20 protein-coding genes and 1 pseudogene are annotated in these 17,680 nt (G+C 40.3%); 15 read left to right on the forward strand and 6 right to left on the reverse strand.

The window, feature by feature from the left end:
* The first annotated feature begins 19 nt into the window (after window positions 1-19).
* The 3 genes from M5F03_RS10890 (at window position 20) to M5F03_RS10900 (ending at window position 3,379) form a co-directional block, all read left to right on the forward strand.
* Entirely contained in the window at window positions 20-550 is a 531-nt protein-coding gene (locus tag M5F03_RS10890; protein WP_168379277.1) for a YaeQ family protein, read from the forward strand.
* Between the two features lie 506 nt (window positions 551-1,056).
* Window positions 1,057-1,395: an FKBP-type peptidyl-prolyl cis-trans isomerase gene (locus M5F03_RS10895; protein WP_078191421.1), complete on the forward strand. Its 339-nt coding sequence runs from the start codon at window positions 1,057-1,059 to the stop codon at window positions 1,393-1,395.
* A gap of 187 nt (window positions 1,396-1,582) precedes the next feature.
* Complete coding sequence (locus tag M5F03_RS10900) at window positions 1,583-3,379, forward strand: sensor domain-containing diguanylate cyclase (protein ID WP_249708380.1); 1,797 nt, start codon at window positions 1,583-1,585, stop codon at window positions 3,377-3,379.
* Between the two features lie 142 nt (window positions 3,380-3,521).
* Here M5F03_RS10900 and M5F03_RS10905 read toward each other — a convergent pair whose 3' ends face one another.
* Window positions 3,522-3,968: a GNAT family N-acetyltransferase gene (locus M5F03_RS10905; protein WP_249708324.1), complete on the reverse strand. Its 447-nt coding sequence runs from the start codon at window positions 3,966-3,968 to the stop codon at window positions 3,522-3,524.
* 435 nt (window positions 3,969-4,403) lie between these two features.
* Here M5F03_RS10905 and M5F03_RS10910 point away from each other — a divergent pair, with 435 nt between their 5' ends.
* Window positions 4,404-4,892, forward strand: a complete 489-nt coding sequence (locus M5F03_RS10910) for a hypothetical protein (protein ID WP_180021233.1) — start codon at window positions 4,404-4,406, stop codon at window positions 4,890-4,892.
* Here M5F03_RS10910 and M5F03_RS10915 read toward each other — a convergent pair.
* Genes M5F03_RS10915 through M5F03_RS10925 form a run of 3 tightly spaced genes read right to left on the reverse strand, consistent with a single transcriptional unit; the run spans window position 4,874 to window position 7,218 of the window.
* Window positions 4,874-5,437 (reverse strand): TetR/AcrR family transcriptional regulator, encoded by a 564-nt coding sequence (locus tag M5F03_RS10915; RefSeq protein ID WP_180126257.1) that lies wholly within the window; start codon window positions 5,435-5,437, stop codon window positions 4,874-4,876. The two genes, M5F03_RS10910 and M5F03_RS10915, sit on opposite strands and share 19 nt — an antisense overlap.
* A 50-nt stretch (window positions 5,438-5,487) precedes the next feature.
* Window positions 5,488-6,378: an alpha/beta hydrolase family protein gene (locus M5F03_RS10920; RefSeq protein WP_180126259.1), complete on the reverse strand. Its 891-nt coding sequence runs from the start codon at window positions 6,376-6,378 to the stop codon at window positions 5,488-5,490.
* Window positions 6,379-6,432: 54 nt separating this feature from the next.
* Window positions 6,433-7,218: a crotonase/enoyl-CoA hydratase family protein gene (locus M5F03_RS10925; RefSeq protein WP_180007551.1), complete on the reverse strand. Its 786-nt coding sequence runs from the start codon at window positions 7,216-7,218 to the stop codon at window positions 6,433-6,435.
* 222 nt (window positions 7,219-7,440) lie between these two features.
* On the opposite strand from M5F03_RS10925, the gene pnuC reads away from it, so the two are divergent.
* The 4 genes from pnuC to M5F03_RS10945 all read left to right on the forward strand — a co-directional run bounded on the left by pnuC (window position 7,441) and on the right by M5F03_RS10945 (window position 9,468).
* Entirely contained in the window at window positions 7,441-8,025 is a 585-nt protein-coding gene (gene pnuC, locus M5F03_RS10930; protein ID WP_249708326.1) for a nicotinamide riboside transporter PnuC, read from the forward strand.
* An 81-nt stretch (window positions 8,026-8,106) separates the two neighbouring features.
* Window positions 8,107-8,406 (forward strand): hypothetical protein, encoded by a 300-nt coding sequence (locus M5F03_RS10935; RefSeq protein WP_180023193.1) that lies wholly within the window; start codon window positions 8,107-8,109, stop codon window positions 8,404-8,406.
* A 231-nt stretch (window positions 8,407-8,637) separates the two neighbouring features.
* Entirely contained in the window at window positions 8,638-8,805 is a 168-nt protein-coding gene (locus M5F03_RS10940; RefSeq protein WP_249708328.1) for a hypothetical protein, read from the forward strand.
* A 165-nt stretch (window positions 8,806-8,970) separates the two neighbouring features.
* Window positions 8,971-9,468, forward strand: a complete 498-nt coding sequence (locus M5F03_RS10945; RefSeq protein WP_078192225.1) for a DUF2505 family protein — start codon at window positions 8,971-8,973, stop codon at window positions 9,466-9,468.
* Window positions 9,469-9,519: 51 nt separating this feature from the next.
* On the opposite strand, the gene M5F03_RS10950 is transcribed toward M5F03_RS10945, so the two are convergent.
* Complete coding sequence (locus M5F03_RS10950) at window positions 9,520-10,800, reverse strand: MFS transporter (RefSeq protein WP_249708330.1); 1,281 nt, start codon at window positions 10,798-10,800, stop codon at window positions 9,520-9,522.
* A gap of 377 nt (window positions 10,801-11,177) precedes the next feature.
* On the opposite strand from M5F03_RS10950, the pseudogene def reads away from it, so the two are divergent.
* The 7 genes and pseudogenes from def to M5F03_RS10985 all read left to right on the forward strand — a co-directional run bounded on the left by def (window position 11,178) and on the right by M5F03_RS10985 (window position 16,578).
* Window positions 11,178-11,659, forward strand: a pseudogene (gene def, locus M5F03_RS10955) (peptide deformylase).
* A 191-nt stretch (window positions 11,660-11,850) separates the two neighbouring features.
* A complete protein-coding gene (locus M5F03_RS10960; protein WP_249708331.1) occupies window positions 11,851-12,060 on the forward strand; it encodes a hypothetical protein in 210 nt (69 codons plus the stop codon).
* A 21-nt stretch (window positions 12,061-12,081) separates the two neighbouring features.
* A complete protein-coding gene (locus M5F03_RS10965; protein ID WP_249708332.1) occupies window positions 12,082-13,062 on the forward strand; it encodes a GGDEF domain-containing protein in 981 nt (326 codons plus the stop codon).
* Between the two features lie 18 nt (window positions 13,063-13,080).
* On the forward strand, window positions 13,081-13,533 hold the full coding sequence (locus M5F03_RS10970; RefSeq protein ID WP_249708333.1) for a hypothetical protein: 453 nt from the start codon (window positions 13,081-13,083) through the stop codon (window positions 13,531-13,533).
* A gap of 64 nt (window positions 13,534-13,597) precedes the next feature.
* Window positions 13,598-14,875 (forward strand): glutaminase, encoded by a 1,278-nt coding sequence (locus tag M5F03_RS10975; protein ID WP_249680436.1) that lies wholly within the window; start codon window positions 13,598-13,600, stop codon window positions 14,873-14,875.
* Window positions 14,876-14,965: 90 nt separating this feature from the next.
* Complete coding sequence (locus M5F03_RS10980) at window positions 14,966-16,006, forward strand: molecular chaperone DnaJ (RefSeq protein WP_249708334.1); 1,041 nt, start codon at window positions 14,966-14,968, stop codon at window positions 16,004-16,006.
* Window positions 16,007-16,203: 197 nt separating this feature from the next.
* Window positions 16,204-16,578, forward strand: a complete 375-nt coding sequence (locus M5F03_RS10985; RefSeq protein WP_249708335.1) for an endonuclease domain-containing protein — start codon at window positions 16,204-16,206, stop codon at window positions 16,576-16,578.
* A gap of 106 nt (window positions 16,579-16,684) precedes the next feature.
* On the opposite strand, the gene M5F03_RS10990 is transcribed toward M5F03_RS10985, so the two are convergent.
* Window positions 16,685-17,680 (reverse strand): 5'-nucleotidase, encoded by a 996-nt coding sequence (locus tag M5F03_RS10990; RefSeq protein WP_249708336.1) that lies wholly within the window; start codon window positions 17,678-17,680, stop codon window positions 16,685-16,687.

Genomic DNA, 17,680 nt, shown 5'->3' on the forward strand with positions numbered 1-17,680 from the left:
CAAATTTGAGGACTTTACTATGGCGCTAAAAGCTACAATTTATAAAGCAGATTTGAACATTGCCAATATGGATGTACACCAATATGGTGATTATCAATTGACGATGGCTTTGCATCCTTCTGAAACGATTGAACGTTTGATGGTACGTGTCTTGGCATATGCACGCTATGCAGATGAAGCCTTAGAATTTACCAAAGATCTTTTCGAAACTGACGAACCAGCGCTGTGGGAAAAAGATTTAACAGGGCAATTGGTGAAATGGATTGAAGTCGGTTGCCCTGACGAAGACAAAGTCAAAAAAGCCAGTGCTCGTTGCCCACAAGTTGCTGTGATTACCTATGGTTCTTCAGTAGACGAATGGTATAAACGCAACAGCAAACTGAAAACCCTGAAGAATGTTGAGATTTGGCAATTATCTGAAGCGAGTACAGCCGCCATTCAAGAGTTATGCGAACGGACCATGTCTTTACAATTAAATGTGATGGACGGCGAATGGACTTTGATTGGTGATAAAGCTCAAGCGGTGATTGAATGGACACAATTGCAATAAGCGCATGATATGATTTAACTCATGATGATGGATGCGAGTTTAGGCTTGCATCCTTGTCGCTATAACTATTTTTTCAGCTAATACAATTCTGTTGATTTAAAAGTTGATTTGAAACTCAGTCGATCTAAAACCATCATAAAAATCTAATTTGGGAAAATTTTCAGGCCTCAATTTATGTAATGCTCATGGATGAATCCTCTTTATTATCATTGTAAATAGCGTTGTTCTTACCGCATAAACGTCTTCATTCAATGAACGTTCAAACTTTTAGAGCGCTTTAAATTTTTTATTCGTTTCTTCCCAATGCATCTTAGTGATAACGGAATACTCCTAAATGTTTCAAGACATGTGAGCTTTACTAGTAAATGTTTATTTGCATGCTGATCTAAATCATTGTGTTCTCAACTTTGAGTCGGTAAGTTCTAGCGCATTCAAGGGCATCATGTTCAGACTGATTCTGTTTATAATAGGGCTTTATTTAGATTGCGGCATTTGAGGTTGAGAGCATGAGCACGGAATTAGAAATTATTGACTTAGTGGTAGGTGAAGGTAAAGAAGCGGTTAAAGGCGCTTTGATTACAACTCACTATACAGGCTGGTTAGAAGACGGTACAAAATTTGATTCATCACTGGATCGTGGTAATTATTTTGAAACAGTGATTGGTACTGGCCGTGTGATTAAAGGTTGGGATCAGGGCATCATGGGTATGAAAGTCGGTGGTAAACGTAAGTTAATCGTGCCATCACATTTGGCTTATGGTGAACGTAAAATGGGTAATGTAATTCCTGCCAATTCAAATCTTATTTTTGAGATTGAATTGTATGATGTAAAAACTCGCGATTAATACAGCGACTGTTTTAGATCAGTGACATGGAAGTTATTGATCAATTTGATAAAATAGTAGTTGTTATTTTTGTCTTTTACCGTAGATTAGAATAATTGCTCGAGTATAAACGCAGGAATCAAAGCCGTTGTCTTTACAGTTGCCTTGCACCAGATTGTTCTGGGTTCTTACCTTTATTATTTTTACATTGGCACTCACTGTATCGACTGCTCAAGCACAGTATGAAACTGCTCCTAAATCGTTTTATTTAAAACATCAAAACGAAGTTAACCAAATCTACTTCACGGAAGACACCAGTAGCCTCTTACAAGGCAAATGGTTGTTTTATCCAAATCAATTTTTAACTTCTCCGAGTTCGGTTCTAGTCGGTCAAACGGTCTATCTGCCTGCATCATTTAAAGACATCACAGGGGACAGTAAAGGTTTTGGGACATACACTGGGCATTTCCAAATTCCCAAACAATTTATCGGCCGACGTATCGCGGTATTGATTCCAAATCAGTACGGTGCATATCGGGTATTTTTAAATGGTGATGTGATCGTTCGTTTGGGAGAAGTTGGGCGTACTGAAGCAGAACAAAAAACGGAGAATGCACCACGAATTGCCTATTTTGTGGCACAAGATGAATATTTCACCTTAACCATTCAGGCTTCAAGTTTTAACAGTATGCACGGCGGGTTTGAAAACCCAATGCGTATTGGTATCGCCAAGACAGTAAACCGCCAATTCCAACAACAGATGATGAGTATTGGAATGGTGTCTGGTGCCGTCTTGGGTGTGGGACTATTTACAATCCTATTTTCAGTCTTCCGAGGGTTACGCGGTCGCAATAGCCGAAGTAACTTGGTGTTTGGCTTATTTATTGTCTTTTTAGCACTCCATAATTTATTTTCAGCACCTTATGCCTATACAACTTTTACCGATATTAATTGGTTGTGGGGCACGCGATTAGAATACTTATTTACCTATTTGGCATCGATTTTCTTTTTAAGTTATATCCACTTGCTCAGTCGTCGCTATTTATTTACCTTAAATTATCAGATCGCGATGTTGCTGTTGTCTTTGAATATTTCAGTGACTTTTGTTTCGACGCCTGAGATTTTTCAGCCTTTGGCAACCTACAGCTTTGCCTATGTGATCGTTGTTCTGAGTAATTTTGCGTATGGTTTTTACCTAACACTGAAAAAGAAAGAACCGTATTCAAAATTAAATTTAATCGCGGTTATTTTCCTATGCATTACTTTTTTAAACGACTTTTTGCTGATGATGAATTTGATTGATTCCGTCAATTTATCGTTCATTTCAACCAGTTTGTATGCCTTGTTGATCATGTTTCAGCAATCGCATCATTATGCACAGCAGTCGATGCATACCGAGCAGTTAAATAATAGTCTGCTTGAGCTAAACAGTTCACTCGATCAGAAAGTTAAAGAACGCACCTTACAGCTTCACGAGCTGAATAAAAAATTAGAGCTACAAATTCGTATTGATGCCTTAACGGGGGCATTTAACCGTCGTGCATTGAATGCTGAAATTCAACGCTTATATTCGGAAGTCCGTTTTCATAGCCATCGAACACTGGTCTTTGCCATGTTAGATGTTGATTATTTTAAAAATTATAATGACCACTATGGGCATCTCAAAGGCGATGAGGTGTTACAGCAGATCGTGAAAACCATGCAAAATACCCTGCCAAGTTCAGCCTATGTGGCTCGCTATGGGGGAGAGGAGTTTGCCATATTGATGCATGATGTTCCGTATGCGATTGCCCAAGAGCAATTACAATTGGTACTCGAAGCCATGCGTAATGAACAACTTGAACATGTTAATCGGGGGGATGACAAAAATTACGTCACACTGAGTTTGGGCATGGCATGGATGGATAAGCAAAATGACTTCGACAGTATCGAAGCCTTAATGAAGCATGCAGACCATTATTTATATATGGCCAAACAGGCAGGACGCGATCAACTTAAGCCTTGATACACAGTTGTAAACGGTGAAAACTTTGCGGTGCTATTGTTAGTACCATTGCCAATACTTATTTAGATTGATCTCTTTTTAAATTCACCTATCATAATCATCCTATTTGAAAATCTATCTTTTTATGAGGTTTGCCTCTCTACTAACAGAGCTGTTTGACCAATTTGAGCGGAACATCGGTAGGCTCAAAATCCTGATGTGCGACAAAGCCATATTTTTGGTAAAAGGCGAGTGCCGTATGAGTACTTTGTAGACTGATCTCGGTAATATTCTTTTTCCTGACGCAGTGCATCATGTTTAACAATAACGCCTTACCAATGCCTTGGTACTGACGTTCAGGGCAAATATAGTTCAGTAAAATTTGTCCCTGATCACTGACTAAAATAAAGCCGACCACTCGATTATCACTGACGTAGACCCAACTGTCGTTGTAAAGCATCCACATTAAGATATTTGATTGATTTGCCTCCTCAAGCCAAGTTTGAATCACACTTTCATTACGTTGATGGTCCTGGATACATGAACGAATACTGTTGTGAATCACGTGAATAATTTCGGGTATATCCTGAATTTGTGCTTCGCGTATCATAATTTTTTCTTTTTATAGAAAACTCCAACAGCCTGTCATTTCAGAAGATATCGCCTTGTGCTTAAAGAGGCTTCTTGTTGCGTTTTATGTTTTTTTGCAGCCATTGCGCCGTTGGGTTGCGTTTTTATTTCAAAATTGTTGCAAAATTTACAAATGTATATTTATAAATTAATCGTTAAATACGGATAAATAACCACATAAATGCATCTAACTATACTGTTTTTAAAGTAATAATAGATTTTTTAGAAATGTATACACACTTAATAATTTCAGCAGGTGTAATAGTTTGAAATAAATTAGCAAAGAAAATAGGCAAGATTTCAGCTTTAAAATAATTTTGTATGAATTTTAAACGTTATTGTGCGTTATATTAGTCCATAAAAATATTCGATGATTCAAGATGTGCATGCGCGTCATCGGCAGTAGGTTGTTATTATGGTTAATTTTCTCATTGTGATATGTATTCTGATTGCGTTGTCTGCAGCAGGAATCGTGGTCAAAAAAATGATAAAAACAGAAAAATATCGTCAAAAATATATGCGTTACCAAGCACCAAAAAAATCGAACAGTATCTCTCTAGCATCAAATGATGATGCTATACGCCAAGTCGATCAGGTGATTGAAGTAGATGAATATGAACAGCAACTTTTTGATGATATTGCGGAAATTTTCTTTCAACAACAATACAAATTAGATTCGCTACAGGCAGCCGAACAGTTACAAGAAGTTTTTTTACGTCGCATGCCAGTCAATTGTAAAACTCAAATTCGCCAATTAGATCTGAATGAATGGTCGATTTATTGGAGTTTTTACAATCAATCGCTCGAGTATTATTTAGGCCGATACGGTGAGTTTTATACACATGTCGACCGTTTTGGCGAAGAACATAAAATTGAATATCGCTATCAAGACTCCGCAAGTTGAAGCAAAATGCGATCTTGGACTAAATCGAGATAACTCAAATCATCGGTTATTCGGGCCATTAAAATCGCGCCTTCATAATCCGCCAAGCTGACTTTGGCAAGTTGAGCGGCATGTTCGATGCTCATGCATCGCTGAAAAAACACTTCAAAGGCCAGTTGCCACTCCTGAAAGATGGACTGTAATTTTGCAAAAATCTCGGTAGGCAAATGTTGACGTTCCATACTTAATATCCCGACTAAACAACCTAATCCACCTTGGCTAAAAAACTGGATGGCCAGTTGATGGATGTGCGGGTAAGTCTGTTGAGGTGATGCAGTGGATTGCTGTAATTGCTGAAAAATACTGTGCTTTAACTTCACGTGTGTCAGGTTTAAAATTTCCATCAGCAAAGCGTCTTTATTCGGATAGTCATAATAAAACGCAGCTTTTGAGAGTCCACAGGCTTCAGCCAATTTCCCCATGCTACAGCCCATATAACCATAGCGTTTAAAGGCGTGTGCTGACTGTAGTAATAGATGTTCAGAGGTGTTTTTCCGTGGACGCATGTATCTCTCTATCCGAATAAATCAATGTGCTATGTATGAAGTAAATTGGTCTAGGCGACTAATAGCTCGTTAAACCTTCCAATCACTTCCTGCCATAAGAGTTCAGCACCTTTGCGGAAATATCCCATATGACCAATCTGTTTTAGACCATAATCTTGCGCTTCAATATTGATATAGTGCATTGACGCTTGCGCATAATGTTGCATAAAAGCATGTCGTGAATTGGGTAATGCCCAGTCATCATCAAGTGCAGCGACCGCATAAATCGGCGTTTGAACTGCAGCATATTGTTGAGATAACTCACTCAGCTCAGGGTCGGCAAAGAAATAGGTTGGGTTTTTACACCAACGACGCCATTGTCTATAGACATCGACAGGAAGGTCAGCGCCCATATTGAGTTTGCTCCAAGGCAAATACCCTTTGACAGCAACCATCGGTGGAAAAACGATATTCCACATCACGTGCACTTTCATTTTTTCCTTAAATGGCATATAGCCATGCCAACCTGCGCCAGTGCCAAAACAATACATGGCACGTATCTGATCATGATTTGAGGTGAGGCCTAGTGCTTGACCGCCATAGGAGTGTCCCACTAGAAAAGTTTCCTGACCGTGTTGTTGCATATAAGCTATGGCACCAGAAAGGTCATAACGTCCCCAGTCAAGATAAGACATCTTAAAGCCTTTAAGTTTTGACGGTGCAGAACGTCCTATACCACGATAATCAAAAGTCAGTACTTGATAACCGAGTCCTGCGGCATACTCGGCAAAACGACGGTAAAATTGTTGAGGTACACCTGTCGCACTTGAAATAATAATATTGGCTTTAGCTGCAGAATTAGGCCGATATTCAACGCCTGAAAGCGTATAACCATCGGTTGCAGGGAAACTCACGGGTGTACTATGTATTTCTTGCGTTGCTTGTTCTAAATCCGTTGGCATAATTTTTCTCTGAATAGGCAGGACGGAAAGGGTTTACTCAGTTTAAATAAAGGCTTACTTGCCCTGAAAATTGGCTGCGCGACGTTGTAGCATGGCCATCACGCCTTCTTGTACATCTTGTGTTTTTAGTAATGGCTGTAAGTGCTGATCTAATTGAGCAAAGGCGGCATCGGCTCCCAAATGCACACCTTGCTGTGCTGCAGCGAGTGTTGCCTGAACCGCCAGTGGTGCAGCCTGTGCAATTTGTTCTGCAAGTTCAATTGCACGAGATAAGGGCGCTTGGTCTGTGATTTCAGTCACCAAGTTCATGTCATATGCCGTTTGTGCATTGAAACGTTCACCCGTGAGTAAATAGCGCATGGCTTTATTCCAACCCGCTGCTTGCACAAAGCGAACTGTTGCGCCACCAAAGGGAAGAATGCCACGTTGCACTTCCATTTGAGCAAACTCCGTGTGACGCTGTGCGATCACGATATCGGCATTCAGCATGAGTTCAATACCCGCTGTAAAACAGAACCCTTGTACCGCGACCACAACTGGTTTTTTTCGTTGTCGTGAGTTGGTTCCCCACGGATTAATTTGCTGATCAGGAAAATTAAACAGCCCGCTGCCAAGTTTGGGTTGTAGTTCGACCAGATCTAGACCCGCAGTAAAATGATCGCCATGAGCAAAAATCACCGCACAGCGTAAATTTGGATCATCTTCATATTCAGTGAGCGCCAGTGAAAGGTCATGAATTAAATGACTGTCAAACGCATTTCGTTTATCTGCACGGTCCAAACCGATCAAATAAAGATGACCACGGATTTCTCGACTTACACGACCTTGTTGTTCTGACATTTGGATGATTCCTTCTGATTATTCTTTAGGCATATCTAAGTTTTTAAACGATTGTTAGAAAACTGTCAAAACTGATGCGTTCAAAACATCAAAATCAAAGTAAGTTGGATGAGTGGTTTTATTTAAAAATTACAGAGTTGATATGAAATAGTGGGGGATAGAGCTTGCCTTTGGGCTGATTTTTTCCATAATAGCTGCAGCTTTTTTAAGGCCCAATCAACCATGTCAAACTTAGAAATTTTTGCAGTCATTATTAGCTTAATCGGGGTGACTTTAACCATTAAGCGAAATATGTGGTGTTGGTGGTTTAACTTTGCAGCTTTTTTAGTGTATGCCTACCTGTTTTATACCTACAAACTTTATGGTGAAACCATTTTGCAGTTTTTCTTTGTAGTGGTGAACTTCTATGGTTTCTATCATTGGTTGAAGGGCAAACAACAAGATCATGACATTCGTATTGAACCGATTGCGACCAAACTCGTGATCTTTCAAATGCTCTTAGCAGCGGTGGGTGGTTTGATTTTTGGTTTAAGTTTGCACTATTTTACCGATGCAGCCGTGCCAATTTTGGATGCACAATTGGCCGCGTTTAGCTTACTCGCAACGTATTGGACCAGCCGGAAACATATTGCTACTTGGGTGCTTTGGGTATTTGTCGATATTATCTATGTGGGTATGTTTATATACAAAGACCTGTATCTCACTGCGGCGCTCTATGCTGGTTTTGTGGGCTTGGCGGCATTTGGTTGGTGGCAATGGACACAAGTCAAAAATAAACAGCAGCAACAGGCGATGAAAGCTTTATAAGGATCATCGGGTGATGGCAAAGCTTATTTTCTGATTGCAGCTAGTCTGAACCCGATGAATATGTAAAGAGCGTGCAGAGTCATGATTATCGACTTTCAACTTGAGCAGCAACTGCGTTTTGACCGACAAGCTACGGTTCTACTGCAGCAAAAGGCGAGCTTTTTTCAGTTTGAGCAAATTGCTGATGTGTATAACGCTGAATGGCTCAAGGCATTTCCACAAGGGACGCAATGTAGCATCAGCGGTTTGGATGATGGTGCAGATGAATACGGCATCCAAATCAGTTATAAACACCAAAGCATCTTGATCGATTATTCACAACCGATCAAATTGGTACACCGTGATCGGGATGGTGTAGTGCATAGCATGCTGTTAAATTAACAGCTTAAATTAAACTGAGATTTATAAAAGCAGTACCACAAAGATTTGTTATAGAAATATAAAAATAAGCGCAAGAAGAAATGAAAATGGGAAGCTATTAAAGCAATGACGCAACTTGATCCCAAAGATTCAACATTTAAAATTTTTAAACAGCTATGTTTCGAACTTTTTCATGATTATGGGTCGCACTGCACGTCTTTTGAACCCAGCGCTTTGATACATGCAAAACCAATGCAACAGCTCCCTGAACAAGCCCGCTTTGATATTGTAAGCCTCGACTTTGGTCATTGGTACGCAAAGTTGTCCTACGCGGAGATGTATTTAAAAATTGATGCGGGCTGGGAATTTCAGCTCGAGTTTAAAGATCAGCATGGGCAAATCTATCAAAAAGTCCTTTAAGGCAGAGTCCAATGAGTTGCAGTATGGCAATTCTGTTTTTTCAGTTTGGTTTCAGGTCAATGACAGCCACAGCGCTTTCCGATTTAATCCAAAGCACAGTTTTAGCAACTGTAGACTGGGCGAAATAAAACAATAAAACCAATATTGACCTGAAGGATTACGAGAATGGCACATCAATTTACCGTCAATGCCACAATTCATGGCGTTTCACTTGAAGATTTTAAACGACTAGCCGCAGATATCAGCTTGCATGAAGCGGTGTGCAAACGCATACCGGGTGAAAATCTAGAAATTTTAGAATCAAAAAAAACAGGTGATATGTATACCTTAAAACGTGCCTATAACTTGGATGTAAATATTCCAGATATTGCCAAGAAGTTTTTAAAAGATGCGTTTCGTCTGAAACGTACGGATATTAGTAATTTGGCGGCATTAACCTCTGACGTCAAACTAGATCCGAACCTACCGCTCGAAGCCAGTTGTAAACGAAGTGTCAGTGGTGATGCAACACAAGTGAGTTTCAATTTGGACTGGACGGTGAAAGTCAAAGTTCCACTGATTGGTGGATTACTTGAAAAACATGCAGAAGGTGAAATTCGTCGTTTTAGTCAGCTTGAGATTGAAATTGTAGAAGATGAATTACGTAAAAATTTAAAAGCCTGAATTGATTTGAAAGCAAGTTAAAAAAAGCGGTCATTGACCGCTTTTTTATTTTTAGTGCGAAGTTTTTTCAAAACGTTGACGATAAAGCATCGCAGTAAAGAAGGTCACCAAACAGACGCTCCATATATAATACATGGCGCCAATGTTGCTGTATAAAGTCAACCATTGAACCAATGGCAAAGTGATACCACCCGCGATGGCATAGGCCAAATTGTATGAAAATGAAATGCCCGAGAAACGAATCTGTGCAGGGAACATTTTCACCATACTATAAGACACCATACCAACTGTACCTGATGCCAAACCGAGCAACATATAGAGCGCAAACACGGTCGATGCTGCCACATGGCCCAAGCTGTTATAGAACACGCCCGCAATTATCGCGACAAGGAGGGAACCGAACAGCATCACTTTGCCCGCACCGAAGCGATCTGCCAAAAGACCTGCCAAGATACAACCGACCATTTGCATCACAATAGCGGCACTTTGCATTTTAAAGGCATCGGCCCGTTCAAAACCAAAGGCGCCCGTGAGTAAATTCGGCATCGCTAAAATCAGCACAACAACACAGCCTGTTAAGAACCATGTAAACAGCATACCAATCACAACGCCTGTTTTGTGCTGTTGCAGCACTTGTTTCACAGGAAGCTCTTTAGCCAATTGTTTCTTTTCTTGCATGGCTTTAAATACAGGCGTTTCTTTTAAATAACTGCGGAGATAGAGCGCAACAAAACCAAAGATCCCGCCTAGAATAAATGGAATCCGCCATGCCCAGTCATGGATTTCTGACTCTGTAAATTGTAATGAAATAAACAAAGACATCAGTGCGCCCAATAGGATACCCAAAGATAAGCCGGCAGTAAGTAGGCCGTTGGCGATACCAATTTTTTGCTCAGGCACATGCTCTGAAACAAAAGTCCATGCCGCAGGGATTTCACCACCAATCGCGATCCCTTGAATCACGCGCATCAGTAGGAGCAAAAGTGGTGCTGCATAACCAATACTTTCAAAAGTCGGCATCACACCAATCATCAGTGTAGGCAGAGCCATGAGTAAAATAGACAAACTAAATAAACGCTTACGACCAATCAAATCGCCAAAATGCGCCATTACGACACCACCCAATGGGCGGAAAAAATATCCTGCTGCAAAAATACCGTAGGTATTCAACATCGCCCAAAATGGACTGAGGCCAGTGGGGAAAAACAGTTCCGAAATAATTTTGGCGTAAAACACATAAATGACAAAGTCATAAAACTCAAGTGCGCCACCGAGGGATGACAGTCCGAGTGTGCGTTTATCTTGACGAGTCAGGCGTGGCTGAGCTTCCATGCAAATATTTTCCAGCAGCAAATAGCATTTGACGATTTTAGTGATTCAAATTTTTATTGAATAATCAAACTTTGTTGCATTATTAAAAACTTATAGTTATGAAAATATCATTAATTAAGAACAAAATAATATAGATAAAGTCGCATTAACTTAAAGAATGATTGCTAATAGATAATGGCGTACCTTGATGTATAAATGATAAATATCAATGGTATAGGGTAGTATGATCTACTATTTTACTTTGTGCTCTATATAAACCACAAAAGATTCAAAGCCATAGCATGCTGTTGTTTTATACTCAGAACCGATAATAATGCATATTGCATGATTGTTTTTTTTACGTAATTTAAGCCCGCTAGACTTAAAAGGATAAAAACATGAGTTATGTTGCTGCTGTTGCACAGCGTGGTGAAGCAATTTTGACGCTCACTGCCGCAGAGGTACAAGCATCTGAAATAGGTTCTGCATGGTTAACTGCACTAAGTGAAACACTGCATGCCACTATGCTTGAGCGTCAAGGCGTAGGCATTCCGCGCCGCAAATTTATGTTTCAAAGCGGGTGATTATCGTGGCTTCACGTGCAAATTTACGCTATCCCGATGCGCCTGAAATGGAGGCGATCGTGATGGTGAATCCAGTGATTACATCTCGATCTACGACCACGGTTTTGGGTGAAGAAGGCTGCTTAAGTGTGCCGAATGCACGAGGGCAAGTCCCGAGAGCCGAGCAAATTCACGTGCGATATTTGACCCTTCAAGGTGAAGTCAAAGAGAAAACCCTGAATGGCTTTCCTGCACGGATCGTACAACATGAGGTCGATCATCTGAACGGGATCTTATTCACCGAGCGTTTAGAATAATAAACCGTGTTATTTCAAAAATAAAAAAGTGACCAATTGAGCTAAAAAAATAACGGAAAAGTAATTTGAATAGTGTTGCAAGTGAAGTTTAAAGGCTTTAAATGTTGCATTTTTAATTGTGAAAATAGGCATTCTTTTTGAAGTTAAAACCTTGTATAACTAGCGAAATAATAAAATAAAAAAGTAGATTAATGGGGAGAAACTGGGGCAATGCTGTCTGTACGAACTGGGGCGTACAATGGCGTAAGTTGAAGCATCTTTTATTTGAATCGGACTATCTCATCATCAATTGGTCTGACTATGATAAAGGGCGTTTACTCCTCATCTTTGGCATGCTGAGTCAAGTCAGCGTGTTGAAGTGGTGCATCATGAATTTTTATTATTCGACCAATCGGATTTGATTTAATCCGAGTGAACTCAAGTTGAGGATCATCGTCGCTTGTATAGTCCTACTCAGTTATGGCGTATTGGCAGTACTCAGTCTTTATTTCAAAAAATATTTAAATTTTAGACTGTTTTTTAGCTATTTTGCGCCCGTCCTGTTTGGGATCGGCATGATCTATGGTGGCTATATGATCGGGATCTATAGTCCTGCCACTATGGCGGGGACGGTCAATCTGCTGATGGTCGGTTTGGTTTTTTATCGTCCTGCAATTATGCTCAGTATTACATTTCCGATCACACTGTTTATTGGCTACATTTGCTATCAAACTTCGATTGACCATCTAGAATATGCACCGATTTTCAGCCCAGCTTTAAAACAGAGTGAGTTTTACGACAATGCCTTTTGGCTGATGAGTATGGCGGAGTTGTATTTACCTATATTGATCGTCAGTGCAGTATTTTTTCAGATTTTACTTTTACAGTGGCGACACCGTGAACAAAAGATGGAAGTCCTCAGCCGTGTCGATGGGCTGACCAATGTGTTTAACCGACGTTATGTTAGTCATGAACTTGATACACTCAGCAGACAGACACAGCCTGAATTTGCAGTGGTTTTGCTTGATCTCGACCATTTTAAATTGATCAATGACCAATATGGACATGATGCAGGAGATGCCGTTTTACAACGTGTTGCTCAAATTTTAAATGACAATACTCGTGTACAAGATGTGGTTGGACGTTATGGCGGTGAAGAATTTATTTTAATTTTAAAAAATCAGAGTTTAGAACAGGCGATAGAGGTGGCTGAACGCTGTCGATTGGCCATTCATGAAGCTGAAACCATGATAGCCAACTATCAAATGTTGAAGATTAGTGCAAGTTTCGGTGTAGCAACTGCGATTGAGGGGACACCGTCTGCTGTGGTCACGCGTATGGCCGATCAAGCGCTGTACATGGCAAAGCAACAAGGTCGTAACCAAGTACGCAGCTTTCGTGAGTTAAACTTGGCAGAAGATTAAATAATTTAAACGATAGTTATGCAGCAATTACAATTTCAGCTCGGATTAGCGCAGCTCGACTTTCAGACCGAGCAACGGAATATTCATTTTGATCATGGCTTAGTCGCTTTGGTGCAAAAATGTGTCCGACATCAGCGCTTCGATGCTTTAGCGATTGAATATTTGATCTATGAAATTGAAGAAATTTTAGAACGATTACAGCTCGATTATCAGACGCAGCGCTATGCTCAGTCGAATGACACGATGTTGCATATATTGGCGCAAACCTTTTTTGAACATGCGCCCCGCATTGACCGACAAAGCTTTGAACATGGCTTTAATGAAATGATTGAACATACCGAATATTATCAAAATCTATTTGGTGAGCAGGCAATCATTCAACTTAGTTATTTCATTTTTATTCGAGAAATGATGCACCATTTGAATATACAGCACATACAGGTTTTAGCTCAGAACACGTCTTCACCATAAGGACTTATACAGATGCAGCTCAATTTGTTATAAATAAAAAAGCACACAACAAAAAATAGCCCTTATGAAAACGCCTGTTCCAGATTATTTACAGCATGTCCTCAATGCCTGCGATGCCAATCAGCACGGAGCTTTGGCAGATTATATTCCTGAGTTAGCTAACGCCAATCCGAATAGACTGGCTTTGGCACTATCTACCGTAGATGGCACGATTTATTCTACAGGTGATGATGAAGTCGAGTTCACCATTCAGTCTATGTCTAAACCTTTTGCTTATGCCTTAGTGATTCGTCATCTTGGTCTAGACAGCGTTTTACAAAAGGTCGGTGTGGAGCCATCGGGAGAGGCATTCAATCAAATTGCACTCGATCCACAAAGCAATACCCCGAAAAACCCGATGATCAATTCAGGGGCAATCACCACACATTCACTTTTACCGCATGACGAGCACAGCACTCGAGCTGAAAAACTCCGTGAATTTTTAAGTGAACTGGCGGGGCGTGAGCTGAGTTTTGATGAAGCGGTTTATCAGTCTGAAGTGAAGACGGCTTTTCGAAATTTGTCGATCGGTTACATGCTGCGCACAGTCGGTGTACTTGAAGAAGACCCTGAAGATGTGGTGAACGGTTACATTCGTCAGTGTGCAATATTAGTGACGGTTAAAGATTTGGCAAAAATGGCCAGCGTGCTTGCCAATGGTGGCGTGCAAGCAGCCACAGGTAAACGATTGCTGTCACGTTCGGTGGTGCGTCAAGTGTTGAGTGTGATGATGACTTGCGGCATGTATGATGCTGCGGGAGATTGGCTGACAACGGTCGGTATTCCTGCCAAAAGCGGTGTGGCCGGTGGCATCATGGGGGCTTTGCCAGGGCAGGTTGGGTTGGCAGTCTTTAGCCCGAAACTCGATACACATGGGAATAGTGTTCGAGGCGTCGAAATATTTGAACGACTGTCTAAGGACATGGGACTGCATGTGATGGAGGGAACACCTTCAGCGCAAACGATCGTCCAAAGTCGCTATACCTGCGGGATAGATCATTCTGTGGTGGTGTATGAACTGCGTGGTGTATTGCAATTTACTGAGTCGGAAATGTTGCTGCGGATCTTAGAAGATGAACCTGTTGCGACTAACCATATCGTTTTAGATCTGACCAATATTTCTTTGATACACGATGTTGGTGTTCGAATGCTCTTTGAAGGCGTAGATCGTTTAATTGCGGATGGTCATCGCGTGGTGGTGATCGACTCAGAGCATCTCTTGGAACAAAGTCGAAGTCATGCAGGGCATGAGGTGGTTGTTCGGGAAGAGTTGAGTCAATATTTACAACGGTTTGAGCGTTAATGGACCAAAATCCATTGTTGAGTCATATAAGGTGCTCATAAGTTTAGTACTTAGATCGGCTATAATTTTCTTTTTGCGTTAAATTTGCTTATGTCTTTTGAGTTAAAAGTCAGTTTACTCCCGAATGTTGAAGCTTTATCCTCGCAGCATAAAAAGCTGAATAAACTGATTGAGCAAATTGAACAGCAAAAACAAGACTTAGCGCTTTGGCAAAATGCCAAAAGTGAGTTTCAGAGTTATATTCAGTTAAAACTTGTACCGATCTATCGTGATTTGCATGCGGTGTACTACCGTCAACTAACTCAGCTTTGGCAACATCTACAGCAAGAAGACTTCGCCAAAGCAGATTTAGCTCAGCTGGATGCAAAGCTTACGAAACTGGCAAAGCAGTTGAAAAAATCCAATTACTTAAATACTGCCGAACTTGAAAAAGTCTCGGAGGTCGATGCTTTTTATCAGCAGCATCATGCGCATAATCAAAAGCCGAATAAAAAGGGCAAGTCAGCACAAGCAGAACAGCTAAACACATATAGTCATGTTGATATAGAACTGGACGCTGCAGAACAACATGAGTCTTATGGAGCGTGGGACAGCGAACAATATCAACGTGAGAAAGAAGAGCATCAGCGCAGACGCTTAGCGCAAAAGCGCGAGCAAGCTGAAAAGTTAGTGAACCAATCACTGAAAACCGTGTATTTAAAAATCACAGCCATGATTCACCCAGACCGTGAACCTGATGAAGCTAAAAAAGCGGAAAAAACTGAATTGCTGCAAGTGGTGAACCAAGCCCATGAAGCACAGGATTTATTTTATTTATTAAAGCTGCAATTACAGCTTGAGACCAATAAAGGCAAAAGCCCAAAAGCCTTAACAGATGAACATTTAAAGTTTTATAAAATGGCGCTTGAAGCGCAAAGTCAACGCTTAGCCAGTCAGATCGATGACATCACGGATAGTTTCCACTGGAGTGAAAAACCGAAGCCGAAAAATATGCAGGTGAAAGATGTGTTTAAGGTGATTGATGGCGATGTTTCGGTATTGAAAGAACAAGTGAAGTGGGAAAAAGAACGGCTGAAATATATGGAGAAGGTGAAAGGGTTGGAGGTGTTGCTGGAGAATGGGGTGCTTTGATACTTTTTTTATTAAAAGCATGTTTCCCTCATCCGCCTTGCGAAGCAGTGCTTCTCATCCCATAGGGAGAAGGAGCTGCATCTAATTAAATACCGTCAATCGGCTTAATAATGAATATTCCCTCTCCTTGTAGGAGAGGGCTAGGGAGAGGTTATAAAATTTGATAATCTAAATAAAATAATAAAAAGCAAAATGCAATGAACAATAAACTCGACCCCCAACTTTTAAAATTCGCCAAATCCATGCGACACACCGCCACCGATGCAGAACACCTGATGTGGCAAATTTTACGTGCCAAACGATTTATGAATCTTAAATTTCGTCGTCAGCATGTGATTCAGCCCTATATTGTAGATTTTTACTGCCATGAAATTGGTTTGGTGATTGAGCTAGATGGCGGTCAGCATGGAATGGATGATGCGATTGAATATGATGCTGAACGCACCAAGTTTTTAGAGGCTTTGAATTTAACGGTGGTGCGGTATTGGAATCATGATGTGTTGGATAGGAGGGATGTGGTGTTGGAGGATTTGTGGAATGTGTGTACTGAATTAAAAAATACCTCTCCCTAACCCTCTCCTAAAAGGAGAGGGAACTCACCTTTAAAATTTATGCAGGTATAAAATCAAATGCCGCTCCCTCTCCCTATGGGAGAGGGTTGGGGTGAGGGGAGAAAAATTAGTTTTCTTCCCTAGCAAGTTTTTCAGTGTTATTAGATACAGTAACTTGTTTAGATTCAGTTTTTTTATTAGCTATTCCAAATGGAATGTGAACAGAAGCAATACTTTCAGCGGTTCTTTCAAGATGAGTAACTTGATCATCAAAGAATATATGAGGTTGCAAAATTTCTAAAACTTTACGTTTTTCAATTCCACCTAAGAAAAAGGCTTCATTTACTGTTTCTATGCCCCAAGAGCGTAAAGAATTGATTACTCGTTTATGGGCAGGTGCATTGCGAGCAGTAACAATAGAAATTCGTAAACGACTTTTATAATCTAAATTTTGGGACTGATATTTTAGTTCCGCTTTTTGTAGAGTAGAGAGTTCTTTCAAAAGTTTATGTAATGGGCCTTTATTAGCAGGTTGATCCGCAAGGTTTTTTTCATTTTCAATAAATGCGCCAAGTCCACTTTCTTTGTAGACTTGTTCTGATGAGTCATCAGCAATAACTCCATCAAAGTCGAAAGCAATACGAAGTTCTTCATCATGCGCTACATCAAATATTTGTCCTTTTAGAATTAGACCAGCCGGATAGCCTGCTGTAATTGCTTGATTCACATCTGTTTCATTTGCTGAAAGAAATAAACTAATATTTAAGGCATCAATATATTTATAAGGCGTACGACCTTGCAAGAATATAGCTCTTTTAATACCTAGCCCATAGTGTTCTATTGAGTTCATAACACGTAAACCCGTGTTAGGATCATTTCGAGAAAGCAAAATGACTTCAACAAATGGTTTATCTTTCGGAAAAATACTATTTAAACTAAGTAAACGTTGAATAAATGGGAACGCTACACCCGGATCTAAAAGAGTATTTTCATGTTCACGTTGGTATTCTCGATACGCTAACTCGCCCTGAGTTCTATAAACTGTATCTGAGTCATCTAAGTCAAATAAAGCACTTGAAGCTAAACCAATAACAAGCTTTTGTTCTAAATCATAACCACTCAT

Origin of the sequence: Acinetobacter amyesii (assembly GCF_023499985.1) — a bacterium.
GTDB classification, from domain to species: domain Bacteria; phylum Pseudomonadota; class Gammaproteobacteria; order Pseudomonadales; family Moraxellaceae; genus Acinetobacter; species Acinetobacter amyesii.